The sequence below is a fragment of the Gordonia sp. IITR100 genome (genome assembly GCF_002009645.1).
GTDB classification, from domain to species: domain Bacteria; phylum Actinomycetota; class Actinomycetes; order Mycobacteriales; family Mycobacteriaceae; genus Gordonia; species Gordonia hongkongensis.
In genome coordinates, this window is the sequence record NZ_MVKV01000016.1 from 1 (window position 1) to 26,717 (window position 26,717).

Consider the following 26,717-nt stretch of genomic DNA (forward strand, 5'->3'; position numbering starts at 1 on the left):
GTCGGGCGGGGGTTGCAGACCAATGAGGGTGTCGCGGAGCTCGGTGATCGAGGACATGAGACCAATGTACTCGCCAAGACGTTCGACGACGAGGTTTGTCCACAACCTATCTGCCGTCGAATCAAGCTGTGCGGCAGTCTATGTCACACGAACATCAGTGGTGAACCGCAGTGAACCGTGGTGAACAGAAACCCCACCAGTCACACGGTGGCTAGCCGAGCAATAGGGCCCGGGTTCACCACCGACCTCGGAGCGCACGAAATCTGCAGTGCCATCTCGTCGCCGGCGGCCTTCGCGCTGGGGACCTGAGGAGCCTGTCCGCTCTGCCAACTGCTCGGGGATTGGCGGGGCCCGTACTCGCGGTGCTCGAGTTCAGGGAGCAGTGGTCGCGACCCCCCGCGCCGACCACCGCCCTTCCTGGTGGGCGATCTCGATCGGGTAATCGAAGCACTCGGTCACCAGGGCTGTGGTGAGAATGTCGTGAACCGGCCCGGCGGCGAGGATTCGGCCGCCGGTCACCAGCACGGCATGCGTGGTCGTCTCGGGAAGTTCCTCGAGGTGATGGGTGACGAGCACCGTCGCGAGATCGGGATGTGTCCGGTGCAGCCGGTCGACGGTCTGCAGAAGACGCTCGCGGGCAGCCACATCGAGGCCGGTCGACGGTTCGTCGAGCAGCAGGAGTCGAGGATCGGAGAGCAGCGCGCGGGCGATCAGGGTCCGGCCGCGTTCGCCCTGCGACAGGTTCGTCCACGGCGCCGACGCGAGCGCGCTCAAGCCGAGCATCTCGATCAGTTCGTCGGCGCGGGCCAGTGTCTCCGATGCGGGTCCCCGGTGGTCCATCAGCTCGGTCGTGCCGGTCGCACCGGTCAGCACGACCTCGCGGATCGACAGCGGCGACCGCAGCGGATGCCGCGGATTGACGTGGCCGATGGACTCACGCAGCTTCCGGGTCTCGACGCGCCCCAGTTGGTGTCCGAGGACATGGACGGTCCCGCGCGTCGGATGCTGTTCCGCGCCACACAGGCTCAGGATCGTCGACTTGCCGGCGCCGTTCGGGCCGATGAGCGCCCACCGCTCGCCGGCGTGGACGGTGAGGTCGATATCGGCGAGGATCGCGCGGGACTGCCGCACGAAGTCGACCGAATTCAGGCGCAGGACTTCCGGAGTCGTCACGGTCCGAAGGTACCGGACCCTTCGTGACGGCCCTCCGCAAGCTCCGGGCCTCCTCAGGGGGAGGGGGGGTGACGGGCCGCCCTGCGCTGCCTGAGGTGCGAGGAGCGCAAGCGACGAGCCTCGAAGGCCCGGCGGCCGCGGCCCCTAGCCCAACGACCCGAGAGCCTTCAGCCGTTCGTGCGCCTGGGTCATGATGGACTGGATCAACTCGTCACAGCTGGGCAGGTCGTCGATCATGCCGACGACCTGGCCGGAGGCGAGCACGCCGGCGCGGGTGTCACCTTCGACGAGGCCGGCCTTGAGCAGCATGGGGGTGTTGCCGGCCATGATGACCTGCTGCCACGTGCGTTCGCCCGACTTCTTCATCGTGCGCCCGTCTTTGAGCATCGTCGTCCAGCGCATGCCGGTCATCTGCTTGAACTCGTTGGCATTGCGGGCCGCGGCGACGAGGGCCCGGGCCGGGCTCCCGCTCTCGAGCGCCTCCACCAGCGGGGTACGCAACACGCGGTGCGGCATGCCGTCGACCTTGACCGAGACAACGGTGTCGCCGAGACCGCGGGCGAGGTACTCCTGCTTGACGGAGTCGGGCACGGCACTGTCCGACGTCAGCAGGAACCGGGTGCCCATGGCCACGCCCTGAGCCCCGTAGGCGAGTGCGGCGGCGAGCCCACGGCCGTCGAAGAACCCGCCCGCGGCGACCACCGGCATGTCGATACCCTTGGCGGACAGCGCATCCAGCACCGACGGCAGCAGCAGGGTGGTGGCGACCGGTCCGGTGTGACCACCGCCCTCGCCGCCCTGGACGATCACTGCGTCGGCACCCCACGAGGCGACCTTGACGGCATGTTTGGCCGCACCGATCGACGGGATCACGACGATGCCGTTGTCCTTGAGCTTCGCGATCAGTTCGGGTTTCGGGGCCAGCGCGAACGAGGCGACCTTGACGCCCTCTCGGATCAACAGGTCGATGCGTTCGGGGGCATCGGTCGCGTCGGCACGCATGTTCACACCGAATGGCTTGTCCGTCAACGATTTCGTCTTCGCGATGGCCGCCTCGAGTTCCGCGAACGTCATCGTGGCCGACGCCAGGATGCCCAGCCCGCCGGCGTTCGAGGTTGCCGAGGTCAGCGACGGTCCGGACACCCATCCCATGCCGGTCTGGACGATCGGGTACTCGATGCCGACGAGCTCGGTGAACGACGTCGACAGTCCGGCGGCGCGCGCGGGACTCGGTTGTGCGCTGGTGGGACCGCTCATCGGACTTCCTTGTTGCGGACGCCCTTCGGGTCGAGGACGTCCCGGATCAGACCGAGCTCCTCTGCCGTCGGCCGGCGCGTTTCGGGTGCGTCGGCAAGGCCTTCGACCTCGAAGCCGGTGTTCTCGGCGACCTCGTCGGCGCCGACCCCGGGATGCAGGGACAGGGCCCGCATGGTGTGGCCTGGTCCGCCGAAGTCGAAGACGCCGAGGTTGGTGACCACGCGATGGATGTTCAGGTCGTCGAAGGCCGGGTTCTCCGGATCAACCTTGTCGAAACCGACGCCCGACACGATGTCGACGGACTCGCCGAAGACGCGCGCGGTGTGGCGGGCCACCCAGTAGCTGGTGGGGTGGTTGATGGTGTTGCCGGGCGCGCCACGCACACCGAACATCTGACGAGTGGGGTGCTGCAACGGACCGAACGCCGACAGGTTCTGATTGCCGTGCCGGTCGATCTGGTTGGCGCCCATGACAACATGGCGCCGACCCGATGCCACGACGTCGAACACCTTGCGGAACGGCATCCACCCCTCGATCGGCCCGGTCTTCCCGATCGGCGGGGTGTCGGCGAGGATCAGCGCCTCGCCGTCGGTGATCAGCAGGTCGGGTTCGGTGGTGAGACGCGCGAGCCGGGCGCCGAGCAGGGGGGTGGGCGCCATCGGCGAGGCCATGATCTCGCCGGCGCCGGCGAAGATGTCGGCGCAGGAGATCACGCAGTACTCGGCGCGGGTGGGTTCATCCGTACCGGACGATTCACCGGGCGTGGTCGCGGTTTCGGCGGTGCTCACTGTCCGGTCTCCTTCTGCTCGTCCTGCCAGGCGGTCACTTCTCGCTGGTAGGTTTGTTCGTCGACCTGGAGGAATCGGCGCGAGAACGCGTCCCAGGTCTCGGGCTCCTTCGCCGACGCCACATAGAACTGCTGGAACTTCTCGTCCCGGCCGTACTCCCCGGCAAACGTGAAGTGAGCGCCATTGGGCGCGTGGACGACGCGGTCGACGGCCATTCGGTTCAGCAGAAGACGTTGGTGTGGGACGGTTTTGACGAGCACCTCGGTGGAGACGATCTGATCGGCCTCGAGATAGCGACGTTCGGCGGCCGCGCAGTAGAGGTCGTCGAAGTACGGGTCGACCCCGGTGTAGGCGGCATTGCCGTGGGCATCGGCCAGATCCAGGTGCACGAAGGCGGCGTCGAGCTTCAGTGCCGGCATGGCCACCAGCGTCTGCGTCCGGCCGTCGGCGTCGGGATAGGGCGAGGTGACGGTCTTCAGCTCACCCTCCCAGAAGTTGAGGACGTCCGAGCCGAGGCCGGCACGAATGGGCAGGAACGGCACGCGTGCGGCGGCTGCTTCGAGGCCGCATTTCACCATGCCCTCGTCCATCTCGCGTACCTCGATCTCGCCGTTGGTGCGCGCCTTGGCGAACCACGGATCGTAGAACGGAGCCGAGTCGAGCGAGACGAAGCCGTAGTACGCGCGGCGCACCTTCCCTGCCGCGCAGAGCAATCCGAGGTCGGGGCCACCGTAGGTCACCACGGTGAGGTCCTTGACTTCGGAGCGGGCGAGCGCACGGACCAACGCCATCGGCTTGCGGCGCGAACCCCATCCGCCGATGCCGATGGTCATGCCGTCGCGTAGCTCGGCGATGACGTCGTCGAAAGTGCTTGTCTTGTCGGTGGGCATGTCAGGCACGTCCTCCATCCGAGGCGGAATTCGCGGCAAGTGGTTTGCCGGTCGACACGAACGCGTCGCGGTGCTCATCGGCGACGCCGGCCAGGTTCAACTCGAAGGTGTACCCCTGCTCGAGGCGGTAACTCGCCTTGACGTCGACGGGGTCGATGTTGTTGATCGCCTCCTTGGCTGCGCGGATCACGCGAGTGTCCTTGGCGGCGATGGCCTCTGCGACCTCGAGTGCCGCGTCGAGCAGTTCCTCGCGGGGCACGACCCGGTGGACCGAACCGAAGTGCTCGAGTTGCCGGGCGGTGACGTTCTTGGCGGTGAAGTAGAGGGTGCGCATCATGTGTTGTGGCACGAGCCGCGCGAGATGGGTTGCGGCGCCGAGTGCTCCGCGGTCCACCTCGGGTAGTCCGAAGACGGCGTCGTCGGAGGCCACGATGACGTCGGCATTGCCGACGAGGCCGATGCCGCCGCCCACGCAGAACCCGTTGACGGCGACGACGACGGGGACGGCGCAGTCGTAGACGGCACTGAAGGCGGCGGCGCATCCGCGGTTGGCGCCGATCAGGGCGTCGAAGCCGTCGGTCGCCTGCATCTCCTTGATGTCGACGCCCGCGTTGAAGCCCCGACCTTCTGCGCGGAGCACCACCACGTGGGTGGAGGGGTCCCGGCCGGCGGCGGTGATGGCGTCGCCGAGTTCGAACCATGCGGCCGATGGCAGCGCGTTGACCGGCGGATAGTCGACGGTGACGGTCACGATCCCGGTATCGGAACGTGTCGTGGTGATCGGCACGCGGGCTCCTCTCATGGGGCGGTCCGGACAGTCCGAGGGGACTGCGGAAGCGCACCAAGCAAGTGCTTGGTTGTTTGGTAGGGTAGCACCCATGCAGACGCAGTCACAGGTCGAGCTGGGCCTGGTCGGGAAGGTCATCCTGGTCACGGGCGGGGCGCGCGGGGTGGGTGCCGGGATCACCCGCGTCCTGGGTTCGCTCGGCGCCCGTCCGGTGATCTGTGGTCGCAACGCCGACAATCTCGCCGACGACCTCCGCGATCTCGATTTCGTGTCCTGCGATGTCCGCGACGCGGATGCGGTCGTGGCGATGATGGACGACATCATCGGGCGGGCCGGACGCATCGACGGTGTCGTGAACAATGCCGGCGGCTCCCCGTTCGCGCTGGCCGCCGACGCGTCGGTCCGGTTCGCGAGCAAGATCGTCGACCTCAATCTGCTCGCCCCGCTCGCCGTGGCCCGCGCGGCCAACGCGGTGATGCAGACGCAGCCGGATGGCGGTGGCATCGTGAACATCTCGAGCGTGAGCGGCCACCGGCCGTCACCCGGCACCTCGGCCTACGGTGCGGCGAAGGCCGGACTCGACAACCTGATGAGCTCGCTCGCCGTCGAGTGGGCGCCGCGGGTGCGGGTGAACTCGGTCGTGGCCGGCCCGGTCGTCACCGAACAGTCCCACCTGCACTACGGCGACGACGCCGGTGTGGCAGCCGTCGGCGAGACCATCCCGATGGGGCGGATGGCCACTCCCGCCGATGTCGGCAACGCGGTCGCCTTTCTCTTGTCACCGCTTGCCGGCTACATCACCGGGTCGACGCTGACCGTCCACGGCGGTGGCGAGAAGCCGGCATTCCTCGACGCCGCCACGGCCGGTAACGCAGTCTGAGACCCGGTGTGCGGTTCGGGGCCGCAGACACTTCGGAAAGGAAGAACATCAGTGACCAGCAAGTTGAATGAGGGTCGTGTCGTCATCGTGACCGGTGCCGGCCAGGGCATCGGACGCGCCCACGCCCTCGCGTTCGCCGCCGACGGCGCGAAGGTCGTCGTCAACGACTACGCCGAGGACCCCGCGAGTGAGGTCGTCGACGAAATCGTCGCCGCCGGCGGGCAGGCAGTCGCGTCGGTGGGCGACGTCGCGGACTGGGATTCGGGTGCGGCCATGGTCGAGACCGCACTCTCCGCGTTCGGACGCCTCGACGTACTGGTCAACAACGCGGGTTTCGTGCGCGACCGGATGCTGGTCTCGCTGTCGGAGGACGAGTGGGATGCGGTCGTCCGCGTACATCTCAAAGGGCACTTCGTCGGTCTGCGGCACGCAGCCGCGCACTGGCGTGCCCAGGCGAAGGCCGGCGACGTTCCGCAGGCGCGCATCATCAACACGAGTTCCGGTGCGGGACTCTACGGTTCGGTGGGGCAGGGCAACTACGTCGCGGCGAAGGCCGGCATCGCGGCTCTGACGATCCAGGCGGCCGCGGAACTGGGGTCGTATGGTGTGACCGTGAACGCGATCGCTCCGGCCGCCCGTACCCAGATGACCATGGGTGCCGGTGAGGCGATGGCCGCTCAGATGGCGGCGCCCGCCGACGGTTCCTTCGACACGATGGATCCGGCGAACGTCTCGCCCCTCGTGGTCTGGCTGGGTTCGCCCGCGGCGGGCTCGGTGACCGGCCGGGTGTTCGAAGTCGAGGGCGGCAAGATCTCGATCACCGATGGATGGCAGCGAAGCATCGAGCGGGACAAGGGCTCTCGGTGGGAGGCCGGCGAGCTCGGCCCGGTGATCGAGGAGATCCTGGCCAAGGCGCCGGTACCGATGCCGGTGTACGGCGCGCGATGACCTCGCCCCGAGATCCCTCGGCCGAGCGGATGGCCGCGGCGCGCGCTTATGTGGACGCCTTGGTGAGTCACGATCCGTCCGCGGTCGTCCTGCACCCGGACTGCACCCGCGTGGAGTTCGGTGTGCGGACCGGGCGCGACGGCGACCACATCGCCCGCAGCCTCGCGCGTGGCCCGCAATTCCGCCTCATCCACCGGATCTCGGACTTCACCGCCACGGTGGACGGGCACAGCGTCACCACGCGCTACATCGTCCACGTCCGACCCAAGACCCTTCGGCTGGGTGCCACCGTGTCCGAGACCTTCGTGGTCGACGAGGACAACCGGATCCGCGCGATCGTCGCCCACTTCGGCCTCCCGCGGCCCCAACGGGCCTGACCGTCCGGCACGCCACCAACAGACGAACCCACCACCCCGAACGGGCGGTGGGTTCGTCGACTGTAGGTGGACCGTCAGGCGCTGGGCGCGCGGACGACCATCGGCACGCCGGGGAAGTACGCCGCCATCTCCGAACGGGACTTGCGTAGCGCTGCGGTGCCGTACCCCGACTTGCGGAACTGCGGGTGGATCCAGATGCGCAGGTCGATCTCGCCGTCCTTCAGTTCGCCGAACACGAAGCCGACCTTCGACTCGCCCTCGACGGCGACCAGCCAGACGGCCTCCTCGGCGTCGACCCGGGCGGTGGCGGCATCGATCTCGGCCGCGACATCGCCGGCGGGAGCGCCCGAACCGTCGCCGGCGGTGCCGATCTCGTTGGTGCGCGCCGAGAACAGTTCGGCGTCGGCGGACGGGTCGAACGGACGGAGATCAAGGGTGTCCCCACTGCTGGCCGGACGTTCGGCGAGCGTGAAGGTGAGGGCGCTGTTGAGGTCGTCGAGTTCGGCCTGGTTCTTGCGGCGGTCGTCCTTGGTGAGCTGGTCGAGCTTCATGTCGAGGATGGCCTCGGCGCCGAGCTTGGATTTGCCGAGCAGGTCGACGATCGCGGTGACGGCCTCGTCATGATTCTCGGCGTCGACGATGGCATCGAGGACCTCGTGGCGGTGCTCGAGGGCGGTCAGCAGGGCGTCGGCGATGTCACGCCGGGTGGTGGCGAGGTCGAGATCAGTCATGGTTCGATCCTAGGTCACCACCCCTCGCCGGTGGCGGACTTCAGATTCGCGGAAGGCGCATCCGCAAGGGAATGTTAGAACACGTTCTCGTGTCTCATAGTGCGGTTTTGGTGGGGATTCTTCCCTAGAGCTGTAACACGTCCTAGTCTGGTGGTCATGACGAACGAGGGTACGACGACAGCACCGGCCGACTTCGATCACCTGCGCGGGGGCACGCACATGGGCGACCTGATGGTCGCGGCGCTGCGGCGGCACGCCGACCGCACCGTACTGTCGCTCGGCGACACGGAGATGACCGGCGGTGAGATGGCCGCGTCGATCAGTCGGTACATCCAGGCGTTCGAGGGGTTGGGGGCTGGTACGGGAACCGCGGTCGGCCTGCTCGCGCTGAATCGGCCCGAGGTGCTGTTCGTGATCGGCGCCGGCCAGACGCAGGGATGGCGCCGCACCGCACTGCATCCCCTGGGCTCACTCGACGACCACGCGTATGTGCTCTCCGACGCCGGCGTGTCGACTCTCATCATCGACCCGGTGCCCATGTTCGTCGAGCGGGCCGCGGCACTGCTCGAACGGGTTCCCGGTCTCAAGCAGGTGCTGACGCTCGGACCGGTGCCGGAGCAACTCGCCGCCCACGCGCGGGACGTGATCGCCGAAGCCGACAACTTCGAGCCGAAGCCCCTTGTCGCCGCGCATCTCTCACCCGACCACGTCGTCTCCATCACCTACACCGGCGGCACCACCGGCAAGCCGAAGGGCGTCATCGGGACAGCCCGCGCGATGTCGACGATGACGCAGATCCAGCTCGCCGAATGGGAATGGCCCGAACACCCGCGGTTCCTGCTCTGCACGCCCCTCTCGCACGCCGGCGCCGCCTTCTTCGTCCCCACCCTCATGAAGGGCGGGTCGATGGTGGTCCTGTCCAAATTCGACCCGGCCGAGGTGCTCCGCACGATCGAGGAGCAGAAGATCACCGCGACCATGCTGGTGCCCTCGATGCTGTACGCACTGATGGATCACCCGGACTCCAAGACGCGCGATCTGTCCTCGCTGGAGACCGTGTATTACGGTGCGTCGCCGATCAATCCGGTCCGGCTGGCCGAGGCCATCGAACGCTTCGGTCCGATCTTCGCGCAGTACTACGGTCAGTCCGAGGCGCCGATGGTCATCAGTTACCTGGCGAAGGGTGACCATCCGGGTCCCGGTGAGGACCAGCGTCGGCTGAGCAGCTGCGGACGGCCGTCGGCCTTCCTGCGTACCGCCCTGCTCGGGCCCGACGACAAGCCCGTCCCGCAGGGCGAACCCGGCGAGATCTGCGTCGCGGGACCACTTCTCGCCGGCGGGTACCTGGGCCTCCCCGAACAGACCGCGGACACCTTCCGCGACGGCTGGCTGCGCACCGGCGACGTGGCCCGCGAGGACGAGGACGGATTCTGGTTCATCGTCGACCGCACCAAGGACATGATCGTCACCGGTGGCTTCAATGTGTTCCCGCGCGAGGTCGAGGACGTCGTCGCCGAACACCCGGCAGTGGGTCAGGTCGGCGTGATCGGTGTCCCGGACGACAAGTGGGGCGAGGCGGTCACCGCGATCGTGGTGCTGCGCAACGATGCCGACGCCGACGACGCGGCGAAGGACCGGATCACCGCCGAGATCCAGCAGTCCGTGAAAGACCGCAAGGGTGCGGTGCAGTCACCCAAGCGGGTGATCTTCGCCGATGCCCTGCCACTGACCGCGCTCGGCAAGCCGGACAAGAAGGCGCTGCGGTCCCAGTACTGGGCCGACTCCGACCGCGGCGTCGGCTAGATCCCCTCTGCTCCCTAATCCGAAAGAAACGACCTGCCCCCTGCTCCCTGAGGAGCGCCCGGAGCTTGCGGAGGGCGCGTCACGAAGGGTCTTCGCAACCGGCTCACCAGGACCCTTCGTGACGGCTCCGCAAGCTCCGGCCTCCTCAGGGAGCGGAGGTTCTTTCGTTGTCCACGACGGCCGCCTGGCCGCAGATACTGAGGTGTGAGGAGCGTTAGCCGCCGGGCCGAGCAAGCGACGAAGGAGCGCATCGAGGTCGACGAGCCACGAAGGGCCTGGTGAGACAGGTTGCGGAGCCCTTCGTGGCTCGCTTCGCTCGCACCTCAGGGAGCACAGGGGGAGCGCATTGCTCGCACCTTGGGGAGCACAGGGGGAGCGCATTGTCGCTCCTCAACTGACCCGCCCGGGCGGGTCACAGGTCGCAGCAGTCGCAACAATCGCAGCAGTCGCAGCAGTCGCAGTCGTCGCAGACCGCGTCCTTGTACCTGTCGGTGAAGTGATTCCAGTGGTCGACGCAGCAGGCCTTGCCGAAGCACGAGACACCGATGAACGGCAGAATCCGTTCGTGGAACGATCGATTCGGTTTGAAGGGTGGCGGGTACGGCCACTCGGTCGGATAGCCGAACGGCCGGTGCGGCGGCCACTGGGTGCGCGAGTCGGCGACCACCGAAGGGGCCTCGGCGTGCGGGTGCATGCGCTTGTGGATCGCGTGGCGCAGTCCGTCGAGCAACACCACCCGTAGGAGTCGGTCGTCGACGAGATCGAGGTCGGCGTAGCGGGTCCGGATCGCGGAGGCGAGTCGCCGGCACTGCTCGAGCGCGGTCTCCGGAGACGTTCCGGTGGACCGGAGTGGGTTGTACCGTCCCTGCTCGGCGTCGGAGTCATAGTCGTCGACCGCGTCCAGGAGGTGCGCGATCCGACCGAAATCGGCCCCGATGTCGGAGAGCGCGGCCTCGTTGCGGGGTGCGTCGGCGAGTATCGCCGACGCGGAGAAGACCTGTGCCGCAGCCACTGCCGACGCCTGGGTGAGGTCGTCGAGGACGACGCTCGTCGACTCGATCTCGGCTTGACGCGTGAGCGTCGTCATCATGCCGTCCACATCGAGACGTCGGGCAACCTCGGTGTCGGCCGCGGCATTCCGGCGCAGGTGGCTCCCGGCATAGTCGGCGAGCTTCGCGCGTACCGGCCGACGGGGCGCCAGCGCGTGTCGCTGCTCGTTGCCGACGTCGGCCGCCTTCGCTGCGGCGAGGGTGAGGGAGGCGGTCGCGGCGAGGCGGACACCCGGTTCGTCGGCGGACACGACTGTCGCCGTGCGCATTCCGCGTAGGGGACACCGACCGGCCTCGGTGGAGGCGCACTCCGCCGCCGACTGGGCCGCGGTGAGGATCGAGACCATCACCGCATCGGTGTTGACCGTCAACCTGCTCGACTGGCCGTGGTTGTCGCGTAGCGACAGACAGACCCCGCACAGGTGGGAGCGCCACTGGTCCATCAGGTCGTCGTCGAGTGCGTGCCGACATGGAGTGAGAACCCCGAACATTCGAGAATCAGACCACAGGCGGGGGGACCTCGCCAGGGGATTCATTCGTTCGGTGCAGGCGGCCCGATGTGCTCGCCTAGTCGCCGCCGACAACGCGGGCGCGGGCTACGAGCGTGGTTCGGAGCCATTCCGGCTCGCAGACCACGAAGTCGTGGTCGAACATCGACGCCCATAACGCGCGCGTGGCGTGGCGACGGTCGGCGAACCGGAGTCCGAGCCGGCATCGTCCTTCTGGTGGCCGGTCGAGATATGTTGCGGCGGCGATCGACTCGATCTGCTCGGCATCGTCGACCGAGCAGTCGATCACCACGTCGACGGGTTCGAAGGAGCGTCGGAACGCGTCACGATGCCGCTCCCAGATCTCGCCGAGGTCGACGTCCTCGGACCGGTGCGCCGGTTCGTCGAGGACGTCCACGTCGCTCATCCGGGAGACGCGGTACATGCGTTCCGCCGAGCCGGCGCCGTCGTGCGACGTGCTGCCGCGCGACGAGGTGGCGACGAGGTACCAGGTCTCGCCCGCCACGATGAGTCCGATCGGGTCGAGGACGTGCTCGCGCGGGGTGTGCGCACCCCGGCTGCGGTAACTCACACGGATCCGTCGGCCCTCGAACACGGCGAGTTGTACGGCCTGGAGGCCGTCGAGGATCTCCGGGGTTCTGACGAAACCCTCCGGACGGACCAGAATCCGCTGCGCGGCGCGCACGGCATGACTCCGATGCGCCTCGGGCAGGGCGGCGGTCACCTTGCGCATGGCGCTGGTGAACGCGGGGGAGTCGACCCGTCCGGTACCGGCGAGCAACGACGTGGCCTCGTCGACGGTCAGTCCGGTGAGATCGGTGCGATACCCCGGTAACAACGCGAAGCCGCCGTGTCGGCCGCGCTCGGCGTAGACCGGCACGCCGGACAGCGACAGCGCGTCGATGTCGCGGAGCACGGTTCGTTCGGAGACCCCGAGCTCGGCGGCCAATACGGCGGCGGTCACCCGCTCGTGCTTCTTCAGCACCATCAGCAGGGCGATGAGACGTTCGGCGCGCACGATCATGATTCTCTCCCGAATACATGACAGGAGATGTCGTGTATCGCGGATTCACTGGTGGCAGACCGACCAACCACCAGGAGAGGACGTCATCATGACCGCAACCACACCAGAGGCCGTTCCCGCCCCAGCCGCACCCGTCGACCCCCGTCCCGCATTCCGAGTGGCAACTGGTTGGGTCACCGCACTGCTGACCGGGATCGCCGACGATCAGCTGGATGCGCCCACTCCCTGCGAGGACTTCGACGTCCGGACACTCTCGGCGCACGTCGTGGCGACCGCCGAGCGTGCCCGGGCACTCGCCGACGGACTCGACGTCCGAACGATGCGGACGATCGCCGAGCAGCACGACGCTGCCACCTACTCCGCACTGGTCGAGGCCGCCCTGGAGGGATGGTCCGATGATGCGTCGCTGACCCGCATGGTCCAGGTGCCGTGGGGTGAGGTACCCGGCGCGGGCGCGCTCTGGGGCTATGTCAGCGAGACCCTCGTGCACGGCTGGGACCTCGCCGTTGCCACCGGGCAACCCGCGGAAGCAGATCCCGCGACGGCCGAGGCGACGCTCGCGGTCGCGCAGCAGTTCATCCCGGCCGAGATCCGCACCGACCCCAACGTGCCGTTCGGCGTCGTCGTCGAACCCCGGCCCGGCGCCGGACCCACTGAGCGACTGGCCAACTGGACCGGCCGGGACCCCGCGGGCTGGTCCCCGGCTTCGTGATCCGAAAGAAGCGAACCCCATGGTTCCCTGAGCCCCCTTCTCCCTGAGGAGCGTCCGGAGCTTGCGGAGGGCGCGTCACGAAGGGTCTTGGCGACCGAGGGTGCGAGCGTGACGGCCCCCTGCTCCCTGAGGTGCGAGCGAAGCGAGCCACGAAGGGTCTGGTGAGATGCCCTGCCGCCCTTCGTGGCTCGTCGCTATCGCTCCTCACACCTCAGGGAGCGGAGGATCTTGCGCTCCTCGCACCTTAGGGAGCGGAGGATGTTGCACCTCGGGAGAGCAGAAGGTGTTGAGCGATCAGCGGGCCGGCTCGCAGATGACCACCGGGATCGTTCGTTCCGTCCAGGCGGCGTAGGTGTCGTAGTCGGCGTAGGTGTCGACGAGATCGGGCCAGAGCTCGGCGCGCTCGGCATCGGTGGCGGTGCGCGCCACGAGGTCGTGCTTCTCCTTGCCGATCTGGATGGTGACCTGCGGGTTGTCCCGGAGATTGAGGTACCAGGCGGGGTTCTTCGCCGAGCCGCCCTGGGAGGCGACCACGACGAAGGAGTCCCCGCGCCGCAGGTAGATAAGCGGCGCGGTGCGCGGCTGTCCCGACTTGCGCCCGATGGTGGTCAGCAAGCACACCGGCGCGGGCTTGCGCAGACCCGCACCGACCCGCCAGGTGCCCCCGACACGACCACCGGTGGCCTTGTACAGCGCGGTGTTCGCCTTCGACCCCAGTTTGATGATCTTGCTGACGATCGGCGAATCCAGTTGCGCGGGCTTGTTGTTCGGGTCGAGTGCGGGCATCAGATGCGCTCGATGATGGTGCCGGTGGCCATGGCGCCGCCGGCGCACATCGTGACCAGCGCGGTCTGACCGTCCCGACGCTCCAGTTCGTGCAGCGCGGTGGTGATCAGGCGAGAGCCGGTGCTGCCCACGGGGTGTCCCAGGGCGATGGCACCGCCGTTCACGTTGACCTTGTCCAGGTCGGCGCCGTGGACCTGGGCCCAGCTGAGTACCACGGACGCGAACGCCTCGTTGATCTCGACGATGTCGATGTCGGACAACGACATTCCCGACTTGGCCAGGACGCGCTCGGTCGCCTGGACCGGACCGTCGAGGTGGAAGGACGGCTCCGCGCCGACGAGCGCCTGCGCCTTGATGCGTGCGCGCGGTGTCAGGCCCAGCTCGCGTGCCCGGGACTCGTCCATGATGAGCACGGCGGCCGCGCCGTCGGAGATCTGTGACGACGTTCCAGCGGTGTGGATACCGCCCTCGAGAACGGGTTTGAGCGCGGACAGGGATTCGAGCGTGGTGTCGCGCAGACCCTGGTCACGGCTGACGTCGAGGATGTTCCCGGTCAGTTCGCCTTCTTTGGTGCGCTCGGGCGCCTTGAGGCTCAGGACCTCGCGGTCGAATCGACCCTCGTCCCATGCCTTACGGGCGTTGCGTTGACTGCGCTCGCCGAGCGCGTCGATGTCGGCGCGCGTGATACCGCGGCGTTTGGCGATCCGTTCGGCGGCCTCGAACTGGTTCGGCATGTCGACGTCCCACGAATCCGCGTGATACGGACCGGCATTGGTGCCGACGTTCGCGCCGAGCGGAACGACCGACATCGTCTCCACTCCGCAGGCGACGCCGATGTCGATCGCGTCGGAGGCGATGAGCCCGGCGATCAGATGGTTGGCCTGCTGCGCCGAACCGCACTGCGCGTCGATGGTGGTGGCTCCGGTCGCCTCCGGCAGACCCGCGGACAGCCAGGCCTTGCGCGTGATGTTGCCGGCCTGGGCGCCTGCCTGGGTCACGCAGCCGCCGATCGCCTGCTCGACGAGGGCGGGGTCGAGGCCCGCTTTCTCGAGGAGGCCGCGTTGGGTGATGCCGAGCAACTCCTCGGCGTGCAGGCCCGAGAGCCAACCGTTGCGCTTGCCGATCGGCGTGCGCGCCGCTTCTACGATGACGGGAACGCCCATCGCCACTCCTTCGTTCGTACCGGTGAACCCGGATGTCCACGGATGAGGCCCGACGGTCCGTCGAGGCCGCTGTGATCACGCTAGAACACGTTCTATGTTTGCGTCTACGCTGGGGTGGATGACGCGGGCAGGGCGGCCCACTCGACGGGTGTTCGACGCCATGCGTCGACGCTGCACGGCGACGAACGCGAATGAATCTGTGAGGGAAGATCGCAGGTCGGATACCGGGTCGGGAACAAAACTAGAACAAGTTCTCGTCTGAGAGTGTCGTATGCGTCACAGTGTGCTTCAATATGATTGAAACAGGTTCTAAATCTCACAGCGAGGTGGTGTGACGTGACCCAGGCCCAGAGCGCCCCGATCGGCAGCGAGCCGACCCCGGCGGATTCTGCGCGCACGAGCCCTTCCGACGTAGTCGCGAAGTGCCCGTTCATGGAGCAGGAGGGGTGGGACTTCACCAACCCCGATCTGCTCGAGCAGGGAATCCCCGTGAAGGAGTTCGCGCAACTGCGCAAGACCGCGCCGGTCTGGTGGAATGCCCAGGCGCCCGGCAAGGGCGGTGGTTTCCACGACGGCGGGTACTGGGTGATCTCCAAGCACGCCCATGTCCGCGAGATCTCCAAGAACAACGAGGACTGGGAAACCAACGCCAACGGCGTCATCATGCGTTTCGAAGACGACATGACCGCCGATCAGATCGAGATCACCAAGGCGTTGCTGATCAACCACGATCCGCCGGAGCACACCCGCCTGCGCAAGCTGGTCTCCAAGTTGTTCACGCCGCGCGCCGTGCATTCACTCGAGGAGAAGCTCGACGACGCCGCCCGCGACATCGTCGCCAAGGCCGCGGAGAAGGGCAGCGGTGACTTCGTCAAAGACGTGGCCGTCGACCTGCCGCTGCTGGCCATCGCTGACCTCCTCGGCGTGCCGGAGGTGGATCGGGAGAAGCTGTTCGACTGGTCGAACTCGATGATGAACGCCGACGACCCGGATTACACGACGGATCCGCAGCAGGCCAACGCCGAGATCCTCGGCTACGGCTACACGATGGCCGAGGAGAAGCGTAAGAATCCCGGCGAGGACATCGTCACCACGCTGGTGAACGCCGACATCGACGGGCAGTCGCTCGACGAGACCGAGTTCGGGTTCTTCTTCATCCTGCTGACCGTCGCCGGCAACGAGACCACCCGCAACGCCATCAGCCACGGGATGAATGCCTTCCTGGACAACCCCGATCAGTGGGAACTGTTCAAGAAGGAGCGCCCGGCGACCGCGGTCGACGAGATCGTGCGGTGGGCGACCCCGGTCAACTGCTTCCAGCGGACGGCCAAGCGCGACACGCAGATCGGCGGCGTCGACATCGCCAAGGGTGAGCGCGTCGGCATGTTCTACGGTTCGGCGAACTACGACGAGGACGTTTTCGACGATCCGTTCTCGTTCAACATCATGCGCGATCCCAACCCGCACGTCGGGTTCGGCGGCAACGGTGCGCACTTCTGCGTCGGTGCGAACCTCGCGCGGATGGAGATCAACCTGATGTTCAACGCGCTCGCCGACATGGTGCCCGACATCACCAAACTCGACGCACCGCGCCGTCTGCGCCACGGCTGGATCAACGGCGTCAAGGAACTCCGCGTCGACTACGGCACCAAGTGACCGCAGCAGAGCAGACACCGGCCTACCTCGGCATCGACCGGGAGAACCATCCCGCAGTCGTGGCGGGGCGTCGTTCGCGTGAGTTCGTGGAGTCCAGGGACAAACAGGCCTGGATCGACAACTTCGCGGCAGACGCCACGGTCGAGGACCCGGTCGGCCCGTCGATGTTCGACCCGGACGGCGTCGGATTCCGCGGGCACGAGCAGATCTCGGAGTTTTGGGACAAATCGATCGGGACGACCGAGAGCATCGAGTTCCGCTTCGACGAGGAGATCATCTGCGGGAACGAGGTCGCCTACATCGGCAGCATCGTCACCCACATCGCCGGCCATGTCTCCGAGGCGCGCGGGGTGTTCACCTATCGCGCCGACGCCGACGGCAAGCTGTCGGCACTGCGCGCCTTCTGGGAAGTCGAGAGGACGATCAACTCGGTGCGCAAGGCCGGATAGTCGCAACACGAGCCGCCACGGGCGGGACAGGGTGCTCACCCTGTCCCGCCCGCGGTCGTTTGTGGGCCGGGTTCTCCCATCCGTCGTTACAGCGCGTCGGCCGGGCCCGAAGATGGGGTGACAGGTTCACCGACGCCCCCACGGCGTCGTCGACGGAGGGGGAGCGACTCGGAGTCCGGCGCGGTCGATCAGTTCGACGCGGTGTACCGCGAACACGTTGCGGGGGTCTGGCGCTACGTGCGGACCCGTGTGCCCGGGGCCGCCGACGCCGACGACGTGACCGCGGAGGTCTTCGTGAAGGCGATGCGCTCGTGGGACCGGTTCGACGACCGGCGCGACAGCGTCGGCGCCTGGCTGATCGGGATCGCGCGGCATGTCGTCGCGGACTGGTGGGCCCGGCGATCCCGCGAGGTGCCGGTCGCCGAGGTCGACCTCGGCGACGCGGGGGTGTCCGTTTACGACGGCGATCCCGAGACCGCGATGCTGCGGGCCGCCGCGGCCGACGATGTGCGCAGCCGGTTGTGGGTTCTGACGGCGCGCGAGCGGGAAGCCGTGACCCTGCGATTCGCCACCGAACTCACCTCCGACGAGATCGGCGCGGCGATGGGGATCTCGGCGACGGCCGCACGGATGCTCGTCTATCGCGGGGTGGCGAAGTTGAGGGAGGTGATGCCGAGGTGACGCCTCACGATCCGAGTGAACAGTTCGACCCCGTGGACATCGCTGCGGCCGAACGACTCGATGACGCGATATCGGCAGTTCTCGACGGGCGCGACGTCCCGAATGCTCCGGACCCGGAACTCGAGTTGCTCGCCGGTGGCTTGCGGCCCGACCCGCCCGCGTCGACCTACGTTTCGGTCGACCGGATACTGCATCCTGCGCCTGCCGGTCGTCGGAGAAGACGGTGGTCGGCGGCGCAGGTGGCCGCGGCCGCGCTCGGCGCGATCCTGATCATCCATGGCGTCGGGAACATGATTGCCGGCGAGTGGATCTCGGCGTCGCTCGGCGAGCCGTTCAACCAGCACGCGATGGTCGACGGCGGATTGGCGTTCATCGCCGTCGGCGCGGCGATCGCGGTCGCCTCGACGCGTCGCCAGTGGCTACCCGTCGCCGTCATCGCGGGCGTGCCGCTCGGACTGGTGATGGGCGGACGCGGTCTCCACGAGATCGGCGTCTTCGCCTGGGGTGCGGTCGCCCACGGTGCGGTCGGTGTGGCTGCCCTGGTGCTGCTGGTCACATATGCGCTGGGGCGGCGTTACAGTTTTCGGCCGGATCGGGAAGGACGGGTATGAGAGCACTGCATCGAATCCGGAATTATGTACGCGCGATGCGGCGGGCCCGGCGTCATCGCACCGAACTCGTCGGCCACCTCGTTCGTCGGCCGCTGGTGGCGGGCGGGATCGCCGGGATGGAGAGCGCGATGCTGCTGTCCAACCGGATGGATCCGAAACTCAAAGAACTGGCCGAGCTCAAGGCCGCCGGCATGGTCAGTTGCGAGTTCTGCCTCGACATCGGCTCCGCGCTGGCGTCGGGCGCCGGAATCACCGAGCAGCAACTCCGCGATCTGCCGCGCTATGAGGAGTCGACGGCCTACACCGATCTGGAGAAACTCGTCATCGGCTACGCCGAGGCGATGACCCGTACGCCGGCTGTCGGCGACGATCTCGCGGACCTGCGCCGCCGGTTGGCCGAACACCTGTCGGAGACCCAGATCGTCGAACTCGCGATGACCGTGGCCTGGGAGAATCAGCGCGCGCGTCTCAACCAGTCGCTGGGTGTGCGACCCACGGGAATGGCCGACGGCCTCGCCTGCGCTGTCCCCGAACGCACTTCGTAGCATTCATGCGCACATATGGCGCATGAATGCCACGAAGTTCCGCTCAGTGCAGGGGCTTGTCGGCGCCGACGAGCCACATCGAGAAGTACTGCGAGCCACCGCCATAGGCGTGGCCCAGTGCCTTCCGGGCGTCCGGGACCTGGTGGTCTCCGGCTTTGCCCATGACCTGGATGGCGGCCTCGGCGAACCGGATCATGCCCGACGCCCCGATCGGGTTCGACGACAACACACCGCCGGACGCGTTGAGCGGGATGCGCCCGCCGATCTCGGTGTCGCCGGATTCGGTGAGCTTCCACCCCTCGCCCTCGGCCACGAATCCCAGGTTCTCCAGCCACATCGGCTCGAACCAGGAGAAGGGCACGTAGATCTCGGCGGCGTCGATCTCCTCCAGCGGGTTGCTGATGCCGCCGGCCTTCCACAACGCGGCCGCGGCATCGCGACCGGCCTGCGGGCTGACGACGTTGCGGTGCGCGTAGGACAGCGGCTCGGTGCGCATCGCGGTGGCATGGATCCACGCCACCGGATCGCCTGCGGCGATCGCGGCATCGGCGACATCCTCGCTGCCGATGACGACCGCGCAGGCCCCGTCCGACGACGGGCAGGTCTCGTCGTAACGGATCGGGTCCCAGAGCATCTGCGAGCTCATGACCTTCTCGACCGTCTGATCCGGTTGGTGCAGGTGCGCAAGCGGATTCAGCGCGCCGTTACGGCGATCCTTGGCGGCGACCATCGCCCCGATGTGCTCGGGCGCGCCGGACTGCCGGATGTAGGCGCGCACGTGCGGGGCGAAGAAGCCACCCGCGCCGGCGCCCACCGGCTTGGTGAACGGCACCGGGATCGACAGCGCCCACATCGCGTTGGACTCGGACTGCTTCTCCCAGGCGACGGCCAGGACCCGCTTGTGCACGCCCGCGAAGACCAGCGACGCGGCCACATTGGCCGTCGAACCGCCGACCGAACCCGCGGTGTGTACGCGGATGAGGCGTTTGCCGACAGCGCCGATGGCCTCGGCCATCGCGAGCTCCGGCATCATCGACCCCTCGAAGAGGTCCGGGGCCTTGCCGATGACGATCGCGTCGATGTCGTCGAGCGAGACCTTGGAGTCGATCAGCGCGGCGTCGATGGCCTCGCGGACCATGCCCGCCATCGTGACGTCGGATCGCTTCGCGACGTACCGTGTCTGCCCGGTGCCCAGCACCGCGGCACGATTGTTGTGTCCCATCAGTTCTCAGGCCCCCTCGTTGTTCTGGGCGCTCAGGGTGACCACCATGTTCTGTTGCAGCAGCGGGCCGCTCGAGGCGTGGGCGACCGCGGTGCCGGCGTTGCCGCCGAGGATCTCGTTGGCCGCGTACCCGATCCGCTGCAGACCCGCGGAGAACAGCGAGTTGCCGGCCAGCGAACCGCCGGACGGATTGATCCGCACCGAGTCGGGGAGTCCGAGCGCGTTGCGGACGATGATCTCCTGGTGCGTGTACGACGCGTTGATCTCGGCGACGTCGACCGCGCGGCTGCGGTCGCCGAAGGCGGTGTCGCCGGCCAGCTTCGTCGACGGTGAGACGGTGAGATCGCGTGCCCCGAAGTTGGGTGTGTCGATGCGGTGATCCCACCCGGTGACGAAGGCAGGGTTGGCCACCAGCTCGCGGGCCTTGCGCTCGCTGGCGATGACGACCGCTGCGGCGGCATCGGTGTACGGCGCGATGTCGTGCTGTCGCAGCGGGTTCGCGACGTACTCACGACCGAGCAGCTCGTCGACGGAACCGCCGAAGGTCCGAGCACCGACCGCGGCCATGTCGGCCTCGGTCCACACGCCCGCGTCGAGGCCGGCGCGAGCCTGCAGGGCGCCGAGCGACCGGGCATCCGGATGCAGCGGGGCGACGGTGTACGGATCGGTCTGCAGGGTGAGCGTCTGGTCGGCGTTGCCCGCGGTGGCCTTGCCGAATCCGTAGGCGAGGGCGAGATCGACCTCGCCCGTCGCGATCTTCACCCACGCCTCGTACAGCGCCCAGGCGCCGTCCATCTCGACGTGGGACTCGTTGATCGGCGGCATCGCACCGATCGAGTCGATCGCGGAGATGAACGAGAATGCCCGTCCGGCAAGGTAATCGGAGGAACCGCTGCACCAGAACTCGATGTCGGTGCGGGCGATGCCGAGCTCGGCGTAGAGCTTGTCGAAGCAGGGGATCAGCATCTCGACGCCGTTGGTGGTGCCGTGGGAGCCGGCGATGTTCGGGCTGTGCGCGAAGCCGATGATCGCGATCGGTGGCAGTGTCATCAGAGGTGGTCCTTATAGGTCTCGTACTCGGCGTCGGGCTCTCCGGTGGGCGCGAAGTGGCTGATGTTGCCGATCGAGTACTCCCATTCGTCCTCGGGGAGCCAGACGGCCTTGACGCGCATGCCCATCCGGACCTCGGAGGCCTCGCAGTCCAGGATCAGGTGCAGGAACGGGATGTTCGCCCCGTCGAGGAGCACGTAGGCCGCCACGTAGGGCGGCTTGATCCGCTGTCCCTGGAAGGGCACGTTGACGATGCAGAACGTGGTGACGATGCCGGTGTGGGCCAACTCGACGCGCTCGGATGCGGGTGAACCGTCGGCGGGGCTGACGCCGCGGGGCGGGAAGTACACGCGCCCCGCGTCGACTCCCGAACCGATGCGGGTGCCGATCAGCTTGCCCGCCTTCAGTCCTTCGAGGTACACGGACTCTTCCTCGTTGGCCGAGTGCGTGATCGCGGTGCTGACCGGGGTGGGGATGACGAGCAGCCCCGCCTCCGCGCCCTGGGGGGCGTCGGCGGTGTTGGCCGGAGCGGTGGCGGGTTCCTCGCCGGGGGCGAAGTACGCGATGTCGTCGATCCGGCCGATGCGCGCGGCGCCGAAGACGGCGTGGACCCGCAGGCCGGTCGACAGGTCGTCGGGCGAATCGGCCGAAACCGCGTGCAGCAGTGTGGTGTCCGCGCCGTCGAGACGGATCAGCGCCCACGCGAACGGCGTGTCCAACGGTTGGCCCGGCACCGGCTCGGGGTTCCACGTCCACGTGGTCACCGTGCCGACGGTCGACACCTCGACGAACTCGGTGGACTGGGTGCCGGTGACGGGGTCGAACTCGACCGGGGGAACCGACACCTTGCCGTCACTGCCCTTGGACCCGATGATCCGGCCATCGCGCAACGCGAGCGCGAACTGGCTCAGGACCGGGCCCAGCGACCGTGTGTAGTCGAAGGAGTTGGTCAGGGGAGCGGTCAGGATGGGGGACTTCGGCTCGGGCACCTCGGCGACGGGATTCGGGGCGGCCGGAGACGTTACGCTCATGCTCACATCTCGAGTAGAACACGTTCTAGTATTGGGCACAAGATGCATGTCAGGCCGTGGGAAGCGCGGCCCGGCGAGAAGGGGAGTGGTTGTGAAGCTCGGTCTGCAACTGGGGTACTGGGGTGCCGATCCGATTCGAGAAGCGCCGGAGTTGATCGCCACCGCGGAGGAATGCGGGTTCGACGCGGTCTTCACCGCCGAGTCGTGGGGCTCCGACGCGTACACGCCGCTCGCCTGGTGGGGCGCGGCGACCTCGCGCATCCGTCTGGGCACGGCGGTGGCCCAGCTGTCGGCGCGGCCGCCGACCTCCCTCGCCATGCACGCGCTGACCCTCGACCATCTCTCCGGCGGCCGGCACATCGTCGGGCTCGGGGTGTCGGGCCCGCAGGTGGTGGAGGGCTGGTACGGCGAACCGTTCGCAAAACCGTTGGCGCGCACGCGCGAGTACGTCCGTGTCGTCCGGGACGTGCTCGCCCGGGAGGACAAGGTGACCAACTCGGGTCCGCACTATCCGCTGCCGTACCCGGCCGCCGCGCCCGGGGCGACCGGGCTCGGCAAACCGCTCAAGCCGATCACGCATCCGCTGCGCGCCGACGTGCCGATCTGGCTCGGCGCGGAAGGGCCGAAGAACGTCGCGCAGACCGCCGAGATCGCCGACGGTTGGCTCGCCATCTTCTTCAGCCTCGGCCTCGCCGACCAGTACAACTCGTGGCTCGACGAGGGGTTCGCCCGGCCGGGGGCACGGCGTTCCCGGGACGACTTCGAGGTGGCCGCCACGGTCCAGGTCGTCATCACCGACGATGTGTCCGCGGCCATCGATCGCTACCGGCCGTCGACGGCGCTCTACGTCGGCGGAATGGGCGCCAAGGAGAAGAACTTCCATGCCGAGCTGTACAAGCGGATGGGTTACGCCGACGCCGTCGACGAGATCGTGAGCCTGTTCCTCAGCGGCAAGAAGGCCGAGGCGATGGCCGCGGTGCCCGACGAGATGGTCCGCGAGACGATGCTCGTCGGCACCGCGGACGAGGTGCGCTCTCAGATCAAGGAGTGGGAGGCGGCCGGCGTCACCATGCTCATGGTCACCGCCCGCGACACCGAGACGATCCGGGAACTCGCGACGTTGGTGTGACGACGCACCCGGTGTCGGTGTGTGCCGGAGGGGACACGGTATCGGTCATCCGCCGCGTGCGACCGTCTCCGGCGACAGCCGTAACCGGCGAACTCCGGCCGTGACCCGACATCGAACCATAGAATTTCTCGCGTGCAGCCAAGTCATCACGGTCCTCGTTGCGGGGACGCCGACCACGAACGGGGCGGCCTGCCGACGGGGCGAGAGAACAAAGTGCCCGACCGGATGCCGGCGGGCATGCAACGTATCGGCGACTTCCGCTTCTTCTACGAGGGCGAGAAGTGGGAGTGGTCCGATGAGGTCGCAGCCCTGCACGGTTATGCGCCGGGGGAGGTCGAACCGACCACCGCACTCATGCGCCGCCACAAGCACCCCGACGATCGAGCCCACTTCGACGCCGTGCTGGCCGAGATGCTCACCAATCACGCGCCGTTCTCGAGTCGGCACCGCATCGTCGACACGTCCGGGCGGGTCCGACCCCGGTCGCGGTCATCGCGCATTCCATCACCGACGCCACGGGGCGGGCCATCGGCACCGAGGGCTTCTACCTCGACCTGACCGACGCCGAGATGGCCGTGGTGCAACGGCGGGTCGACGACCAGGTACGAGCCTTCCGCGACAGCAGCGGCGTGATCGAGCAGGCGAAGGGCATGCTCATGCTGGTCTACGGAGTCAACGCCGACCGGGCGTTCGATGTGCTCCGGTGGCGCTCACAGCAGGAGAACGTGAAGATCCGCGCCGTCGCCGCAGCCCTCGTCGACGAGATCCAGGCGGGCATGACCATCGAAGAGCATCATCGTCGGCGTCTCGACGAGATCGTGCTGCGTCCACGCAGGTCGTCGGAGGATACGTCGGACGCCGTCCGCTGACCGGGGGCGTCGCGGAAGTCGCTGCGCGGCTGAACTGTCGGGTGCCGCTACTCCCCGGTGAACTCCGGCGTGCGCTTCTCGGCGAACGCGCGGGGTCCGACCTTCGCATCCTTCGACTTGAAGACCGAGATGCCGATCTTCGCATCGATCTCGAAGGCGTCGAGTTCGTGTAGGCCCTCGGTGTCGCGGATGGTCTTGAGGATGCCCTGTACCGCGAGCGGACCGTTGGCCGCGATCTTGCCGGCGAGTTCGAGTGCCTTGTCGAGAGCGGTCCCGTCGTCGACGACATGGCCGATCAGTCCGTATTCGAGCGCCTCGCGCGCGGTGACGTGGCGGCCGGTCAGCAGGATGTCGCACGCCACGGTGTACGGGATCTGCCGGACGAGTCGAACCGCGCTGCCACCCATCGGGTACAGGCCCCAACGGGCCTCGGAGACACCGAACTTCGCGCTCTCGCCGGCGACCCGGATGTCGGTGCCCTGCAAGATCTCGGTACCGCCGGCGATGGCGGGTCCCTCCACCGCGGCGATGAGCGGCTTGGTGAGACGGCGTCCCTTCAGCAGGGCCGGCAACGAGGCCGGATTCCACGCACCGGAGTCGACGGTGTCGCCGGGAGCGTTCTTGTTCATGCTCTTCAGGTCGGCGCCCGCGCAGAAGTACCCGCCGGCGCCGGTGAGGATGGCCACCCGGATGTCGGGATCGGCATCGACCTGGTCCCACGCCTCGGTCATGATCCGCATCATCTCCGTCGACAGCGCATTGCGCGCCTCCGGTCGGTTCATCGTCACGATCAGGATGTGCCCGCGCTTCTCGACGAGGCACTCGGGTGCCTTTTCGGTGACGGACTCGGCGGGGGTTGCTGTGGTCATCGCTGCACTCCGGTGTCGCTGTGCTCGGGTGGTGATCAGGTGATGGCGGCGGGCGCGTTTTGCCGCTTGCCCAGAACGATAACACGTTCTAATTTTGAACCCATGGCCTACACGATCGCCGACCTCATCGAGCATGCCGTCGACCTGGTTCCCGAGCGCGTCGCGCTCGAGTCGGGCGACCGCTCGCGCTCCTACGCCGACCTGGAGGCGCGTGCCAACGCCCTCGCCCACAAACTCCGGGAACTGGGCGTACAGCCGGGCGACCGAGTGGGTCTGTACAGCAGGAACACCATCGAGTCGGTCGAGGCGATGGTCGCCATCTTCAAGGCGCGCGCGGTGATGGTCAACGTCAACTACCGCTACGTCGAGGCCGAGTTGGAACACATCTTCACCGACTCCGGGATGAAGGTGCTGATCCACGAGCGGAGCTTCGCCGGTCGCGTGTGCAACACGTTGCCGAAAGCGCCCGATCTCGAGTACCGCGTCGTCATCGAGGACGGGTCGGACGAGGACCTGTGCTGCGCGGGCCACAGCGATGCGATCCGTTTCGAGGAGGCGATCGCGGCGTCGTCGACCGAACGCGACTTCGAGGAACGCAGCGACGACGACCTGTACATGCTCTACACCGGCGGCACCACCGGGAAGCCGAAGGGCGTGGTGTGGCGGCAGGAAGACGTGTGGCGCGTCCTCGGTGGTGGAATCGACTGGTACACCAGCGAACCCGTGCCCGACGAGTGGCATCTCGCCAAGACCGGTGCCGAGGGCGGGCAGCTCGTCCGGTACCCGATTCCGCCGTTCATCCACGGCGGCTCGCAGTGGGCGATCTTCCAGTCCCTCTTCGCCGGCGGAAAAGCGGTGGTGTACCCCGAGTTCAGCGGATCGTCGGCGTGGGACATCGTCGAACGGCACAAGGTCAACGTCGTGTTCATCACCGGAGATGCGATGGGGCGCCCCATGATCGAGGCGTTGGAGAGCGGCGGGGACCGTGACCTGTCGAGCGTGCTGTCGATCGCGTCGTCGGCCTGTCTGTTCTCACCGAGCGTCAAGGAACAGTTCCTCGACCGGTTCCCGAATTCGGTCATCATCGACGCGATCGGATCGTCGGAGACCGGCTTCGGCGGGATGGGCGTCGTCGCGAAGGACACGCCGCACACCGGCGGTCCGCGGGTGAAGGCGGACAAGGAGACCCACGTCCTGCGGGAGGACGGTACGCCGGTCGAGCCGGGCAGCGGCGAGGTCGGTGTGCTGGCGCGATCAGGCCACGTACCGCTGCGCTACCACAACGACCCGGAGAAGTCGGCGAAGACGTTCAAGGTCTTCGACGGCGTGCGCTACTCGCTGCCCGGCGACAACGCCGTCCTCGAGGCCGACGGCACGATCACCATGCTCGGCCGTGGGTCGGTGTCGATCAACACCGGCGGCGAGAAGGTCTTCCCCGAGGAGGTGGAGGGGGCGCTCAAGGCCCATCCGGACGTGTTCGACACCGTCGTGGTGGGTGTGGCCGACGACCGGTGGGGTCAGCGCGTCGCAGCGGTCATCGCCACTCGGGACGGTGCGCGTCCGTCGCTCACGAGTCTCAACGACGTTGTCCGAAAAGAGTTGGCGGGCTACAAGTGTCCGCGCAGCGTGTGGTTCGTGGACGAGATCAAGCGTTCTCCCGCAGGCAAACCCGACTATCGATGGGGAGCGTCGGTCACCACCGAACGTCCCGCCGACGAGGCGCAGTAG

28 protein-coding genes are annotated in these 26,717 nt (G+C 67.8%); 14 read left to right on the forward strand and 14 right to left on the reverse strand.

The window, feature by feature from the left end:
- Window positions 1-372: 372 nt before the first annotated feature.
- The 5 genes from B1818_RS18580 to echA20 all read right to left on the reverse strand — a co-directional run bounded on the left by B1818_RS18580 (window position 373) and on the right by echA20 (window position 4,895).
- Window positions 373-1,173 (reverse strand): ABC transporter ATP-binding protein, encoded by an 801-nt coding sequence (locus B1818_RS18580; RefSeq protein WP_078113607.1) that lies wholly within the window; start codon window positions 1,171-1,173, stop codon window positions 373-375.
- 144 nt (window positions 1,174-1,317) lie between these two features.
- Window positions 1,318-2,430 (reverse strand): nitronate monooxygenase family protein, encoded by a 1,113-nt coding sequence (locus B1818_RS18585; protein WP_078113608.1) that lies wholly within the window; start codon window positions 2,428-2,430, stop codon window positions 1,318-1,320.
- Window positions 2,427-3,218 carry a CoA-transferase subunit beta gene (locus B1818_RS18590; protein ID WP_078113609.1) on the reverse strand — a complete coding sequence of 264 codons (792 nt, stop codon included), beginning with the start codon at window positions 3,216-3,218 and terminating at the stop codon, window positions 2,427-2,429. Before B1818_RS18590 ends, B1818_RS18585 begins: the two co-directional genes overlap by 4 nt.
- The gene (locus tag B1818_RS18595; protein ID WP_058253935.1) at window positions 3,215-4,108 is read right to left on the reverse strand and encodes a CoA transferase subunit A; all 894 of its coding nucleotides are present in this window, start codon (window positions 4,106-4,108) and stop codon (window positions 3,215-3,217) included. The genes B1818_RS18590 and B1818_RS18595 overlap by 4 nt, the downstream gene beginning before the upstream one ends.
- 1 nt (window position 4,109) lies before the next feature.
- Window positions 4,110-4,895, reverse strand: a complete 786-nt coding sequence (echA20, locus tag B1818_RS18600; protein ID WP_078113610.1) for a (7aS)-7a-methyl-1,5-dioxo-2,3,5,6,7,7a-hexahydro-1H-indene-carboxyl-CoA hydrolase — start codon at window positions 4,893-4,895, stop codon at window positions 4,110-4,112.
- A 91-nt stretch (window positions 4,896-4,986) separates the two neighbouring features.
- On the opposite strand from echA20, the gene B1818_RS18605 reads away from it, so the two are divergent.
- Genes B1818_RS18605 through B1818_RS18615 form a run of 3 tightly spaced genes read left to right on the forward strand, consistent with a single transcriptional unit; the run spans window position 4,987 to window position 7,100 of the window.
- The gene (locus B1818_RS18605; RefSeq protein ID WP_058253930.1) at window positions 4,987-5,775 is read left to right on the forward strand and encodes an SDR family oxidoreductase; all 789 of its coding nucleotides are present in this window, start codon (window positions 4,987-4,989) and stop codon (window positions 5,773-5,775) included.
- Window positions 5,776-5,826: 51 nt separating this feature from the next.
- Window positions 5,827-6,723 carry an SDR family oxidoreductase gene (locus B1818_RS18610; protein ID WP_065629769.1) on the forward strand — a complete coding sequence of 299 codons (897 nt, stop codon included), beginning with the start codon at window positions 5,827-5,829 and terminating at the stop codon, window positions 6,721-6,723.
- On the forward strand, window positions 6,720-7,100 hold the full coding sequence (locus tag B1818_RS18615) for a nuclear transport factor 2 family protein (protein WP_078113611.1): 381 nt from the start codon (window positions 6,720-6,722) through the stop codon (window positions 7,098-7,100). Before B1818_RS18610 ends, B1818_RS18615 begins: the two co-directional genes overlap by 4 nt.
- Before the next feature lie 74 nt (window positions 7,101-7,174).
- Here B1818_RS18615 and B1818_RS18620 read toward each other — a convergent pair whose 3' ends face one another.
- Window positions 7,175-7,831 carry a GNAT family N-acetyltransferase gene (locus B1818_RS18620; protein ID WP_078113612.1) on the reverse strand — a complete coding sequence of 219 codons (657 nt, stop codon included), beginning with the start codon at window positions 7,829-7,831 and terminating at the stop codon, window positions 7,175-7,177.
- A 156-nt stretch (window positions 7,832-7,987) separates the two neighbouring features.
- Here B1818_RS18620 and fadD8 point away from each other — a divergent pair, with 156 nt between their 5' ends.
- Window positions 7,988-9,634, forward strand: coding sequence for a fatty-acid--CoA ligase FadD8 (fadD8, locus tag B1818_RS18625; protein ID WP_058253926.1), 1,647 nt, complete (start codon window positions 7,988-7,990; stop codon window positions 9,632-9,634).
- A gap of 412 nt (window positions 9,635-10,046) precedes the next feature.
- Here the strand turns inward: fadD8 and B1818_RS18630 are convergent, their stop codons facing one another.
- Together B1818_RS18630 and B1818_RS18635 are read right to left on the reverse strand one after the other, a co-directional pair.
- Window positions 10,047-11,174, reverse strand: a complete 1,128-nt coding sequence (locus B1818_RS18630) for a DUF5685 family protein (RefSeq protein WP_078113613.1) — start codon at window positions 11,172-11,174, stop codon at window positions 10,047-10,049.
- A gap of 76 nt (window positions 11,175-11,250) precedes the next feature.
- Complete coding sequence (locus B1818_RS18635) at window positions 11,251-12,210, reverse strand: YafY family protein (protein ID WP_058253578.1); 960 nt, start codon at window positions 12,208-12,210, stop codon at window positions 11,251-11,253.
- 94 nt (window positions 12,211-12,304) lie between these two features.
- On the opposite strand from B1818_RS18635, the gene B1818_RS18640 reads away from it, so the two are divergent.
- Window positions 12,305-12,928: a TIGR03086 family metal-binding protein gene (locus tag B1818_RS18640; protein WP_058253571.1), complete on the forward strand. Its 624-nt coding sequence runs from the start codon at window positions 12,305-12,307 to the stop codon at window positions 12,926-12,928.
- 294 nt (window positions 12,929-13,222) lie between these two features.
- Here B1818_RS18640 and B1818_RS18645 read toward each other — a convergent pair whose 3' ends face one another.
- The gene (locus B1818_RS18645; RefSeq protein WP_058253570.1) at window positions 13,223-13,714 is read right to left on the reverse strand and encodes a nitroreductase family deazaflavin-dependent oxidoreductase; all 492 of its coding nucleotides are present in this window, start codon (window positions 13,712-13,714) and stop codon (window positions 13,223-13,225) included.
- Window positions 13,714-14,877, reverse strand: a complete 1,164-nt coding sequence (locus tag B1818_RS18650) for a steroid 3-ketoacyl-CoA thiolase (RefSeq protein WP_078113652.1) — start codon at window positions 14,875-14,877, stop codon at window positions 13,714-13,716. Before B1818_RS18650 ends, B1818_RS18645 begins: the two co-directional genes overlap by 1 nt.
- Before the next feature lie 336 nt (window positions 14,878-15,213).
- Here B1818_RS18650 and B1818_RS18655 point away from each other — a divergent pair, with 336 nt between their 5' ends.
- From B1818_RS18655 to B1818_RS18675, 5 genes are all read left to right on the forward strand, one after another.
- Window positions 15,214-16,533: a cytochrome P450 gene (locus tag B1818_RS18655; RefSeq protein WP_058253568.1), complete on the forward strand. Its 1,320-nt coding sequence runs from the start codon at window positions 15,214-15,216 to the stop codon at window positions 16,531-16,533.
- Window positions 16,530-16,982, forward strand: a complete 453-nt coding sequence (locus tag B1818_RS18660; RefSeq protein WP_078113614.1) for a nuclear transport factor 2 family protein — start codon at window positions 16,530-16,532, stop codon at window positions 16,980-16,982. The genes B1818_RS18655 and B1818_RS18660 overlap by 4 nt, the downstream gene beginning before the upstream one ends.
- A gap of 201 nt (window positions 16,983-17,183) precedes the next feature.
- A complete protein-coding gene (locus tag B1818_RS18665) occupies window positions 17,184-17,663 on the forward strand; it encodes an RNA polymerase sigma factor (RefSeq protein ID WP_058253566.1) in 480 nt (159 codons plus the stop codon).
- The gene (locus B1818_RS18670; RefSeq protein WP_058253565.1) at window positions 17,660-18,274 is read left to right on the forward strand and encodes a hypothetical protein; all 615 of its coding nucleotides are present in this window, start codon (window positions 17,660-17,662) and stop codon (window positions 18,272-18,274) included. The genes B1818_RS18665 and B1818_RS18670 overlap by 4 nt, the downstream gene beginning before the upstream one ends.
- Entirely contained in the window at window positions 18,271-18,819 is a 549-nt protein-coding gene (locus tag B1818_RS18675) for a carboxymuconolactone decarboxylase family protein (protein WP_058253564.1), read from the forward strand. The genes B1818_RS18670 and B1818_RS18675 overlap by 4 nt, the downstream gene beginning before the upstream one ends.
- 43 nt (window positions 18,820-18,862) lie before the next feature.
- On the opposite strand, the gene B1818_RS18680 is transcribed toward B1818_RS18675, so the two are convergent.
- The 3 genes from B1818_RS18680 to B1818_RS18690 are packed head-to-tail and all read right to left on the reverse strand — an operon-like array spanning window position 18,863 to window position 22,122.
- Entirely contained in the window at window positions 18,863-20,041 is a 1,179-nt protein-coding gene (locus B1818_RS18680; protein ID WP_058253563.1) for a thiolase domain-containing protein, read from the reverse strand.
- Between the two features lie 6 nt (window positions 20,042-20,047).
- Window positions 20,048-21,091 carry a thiolase domain-containing protein gene (locus tag B1818_RS18685; protein WP_058253562.1) on the reverse strand — a complete coding sequence of 348 codons (1,044 nt, stop codon included), beginning with the start codon at window positions 21,089-21,091 and terminating at the stop codon, window positions 20,048-20,050.
- On the reverse strand, window positions 21,091-22,122 hold the full coding sequence (locus tag B1818_RS18690) for an OB-fold nucleic acid binding domain-containing protein (protein ID WP_078113615.1): 1,032 nt from the start codon (window positions 22,120-22,122) through the stop codon (window positions 21,091-21,093). Before B1818_RS18690 ends, B1818_RS18685 begins: the two co-directional genes overlap by 1 nt.
- Before the next feature lie 91 nt (window positions 22,123-22,213).
- Here B1818_RS18690 and B1818_RS18695 point away from each other — a divergent pair, with 91 nt between their 5' ends.
- The 3 genes from B1818_RS18695 (at window position 22,214) to B1818_RS24770 (ending at window position 24,120) form a co-directional block, all read left to right on the forward strand.
- The gene (locus tag B1818_RS18695) at window positions 22,214-23,251 is read left to right on the forward strand and encodes an LLM class F420-dependent oxidoreductase (protein WP_078113616.1); all 1,038 of its coding nucleotides are present in this window, start codon (window positions 22,214-22,216) and stop codon (window positions 23,249-23,251) included.
- 132 nt (window positions 23,252-23,383) lie between these two features.
- Window positions 23,384-23,809 (forward strand): PAS domain-containing protein, encoded by a 426-nt coding sequence (locus tag B1818_RS24765; protein WP_368275832.1) that lies wholly within the window; start codon window positions 23,384-23,386, stop codon window positions 23,807-23,809.
- 11 nt (window positions 23,810-23,820) lie between these two features.
- Window positions 23,821-24,120, forward strand: a complete 300-nt coding sequence (locus B1818_RS24770; protein ID WP_265967103.1) for an ANTAR domain-containing protein — start codon at window positions 23,821-23,823, stop codon at window positions 24,118-24,120.
- Between the two features lie 47 nt (window positions 24,121-24,167).
- Here B1818_RS24770 and B1818_RS18705 read toward each other — a convergent pair whose 3' ends face one another.
- Window positions 24,168-24,989, reverse strand: a complete 822-nt coding sequence (locus B1818_RS18705; protein WP_078113617.1) for a crotonase/enoyl-CoA hydratase family protein — start codon at window positions 24,987-24,989, stop codon at window positions 24,168-24,170.
- A gap of 102 nt (window positions 24,990-25,091) precedes the next feature.
- Here B1818_RS18705 and B1818_RS18710 point away from each other — a divergent pair, with 102 nt between their 5' ends.
- Window positions 25,092-26,717, forward strand: a complete 1,626-nt coding sequence (locus B1818_RS18710) for an acyl-CoA synthetase (RefSeq protein ID WP_078113618.1) — start codon at window positions 25,092-25,094, stop codon at window positions 26,715-26,717.

Bases quoted from the DNA above. Each gene is read 5' to 3' on its own strand.
- B1818_RS18585 (WP_078113608.1), bottom strand. From the start codon at position 2,430: ATGAGCGGTCCCACCAGCGCACAACCGAGTCCCGCGCGCGCCGCCGGA.
- B1818_RS18595 (WP_058253935.1), bottom strand. From the start codon at position 4,108: ATGCCCACCGACAAGACAAGCACTTTCGACGACGTCATCGCCGAGCTA.
- B1818_RS18605 (WP_058253930.1), top strand. From the start codon at position 4,987: ATGCAGACGCAGTCACAGGTCGAGCTGGGCCTGGTCGGGAAGGTCATC.
- B1818_RS18615 (WP_078113611.1), top strand. From the start codon at position 6,720: ATGACCTCGCCCCGAGATCCCTCGGCCGAGCGGATGGCCGCGGCGCGC.
- B1818_RS18620 (WP_078113612.1), bottom strand. From the start codon at position 7,831: ATGACTGATCTCGACCTCGCCACCACCCGGCGTGACATCGCCGACGCC.
- fadD8 (WP_058253926.1), top strand. From the start codon at position 7,988: ATGACGAACGAGGGTACGACGACAGCACCGGCCGACTTCGATCACCTG.
- B1818_RS18630 (WP_078113613.1), bottom strand. From the start codon at position 11,174: ATGTTCGGGGTTCTCACTCCATGTCGGCACGCACTCGACGACGACCTG.
- B1818_RS18640 (WP_058253571.1), top strand. From the start codon at position 12,305: ATGACCGCAACCACACCAGAGGCCGTTCCCGCCCCAGCCGCACCCGTC.
- B1818_RS18645 (WP_058253570.1), bottom strand. From the start codon at position 13,714: ATGCCCGCACTCGACCCGAACAACAAGCCCGCGCAACTGGATTCGCCG.
- B1818_RS18650 (WP_078113652.1), bottom strand. From the start codon at position 14,877: ATGGGCGTTCCCGTCATCGTAGAAGCGGCGCGCACGCCGATCGGCAAG.
- B1818_RS18675 (WP_058253564.1), top strand. From the start codon at position 18,271: ATGAGAGCACTGCATCGAATCCGGAATTATGTACGCGCGATGCGGCGG.
- B1818_RS18680 (WP_058253563.1), bottom strand. From the start codon at position 20,041: ATGGGACACAACAATCGTGCCGCGGTGCTGGGCACCGGGCAGACACGG.
- B1818_RS18685 (WP_058253562.1), bottom strand. From the start codon at position 21,091: ATGACACTGCCACCGATCGCGATCATCGGCTTCGCGCACAGCCCGAAC.
- B1818_RS18690 (WP_078113615.1), bottom strand. From the start codon at position 22,122: ATGAGCGTAACGTCTCCGGCCGCCCCGAATCCCGTCGCCGAGGTGCCC.
- B1818_RS24770 (WP_265967103.1), top strand. From the start codon at position 23,821: ATGGCCGTGGTGCAACGGCGGGTCGACGACCAGGTACGAGCCTTCCGC.
- B1818_RS18705 (WP_078113617.1), bottom strand. From the start codon at position 24,989: ATGACCACAGCAACCCCCGCCGAGTCCGTCACCGAAAAGGCACCCGAG.
- B1818_RS18710 (WP_078113618.1), top strand. From the start codon at position 25,092: ATGGCCTACACGATCGCCGACCTCATCGAGCATGCCGTCGACCTGGTT.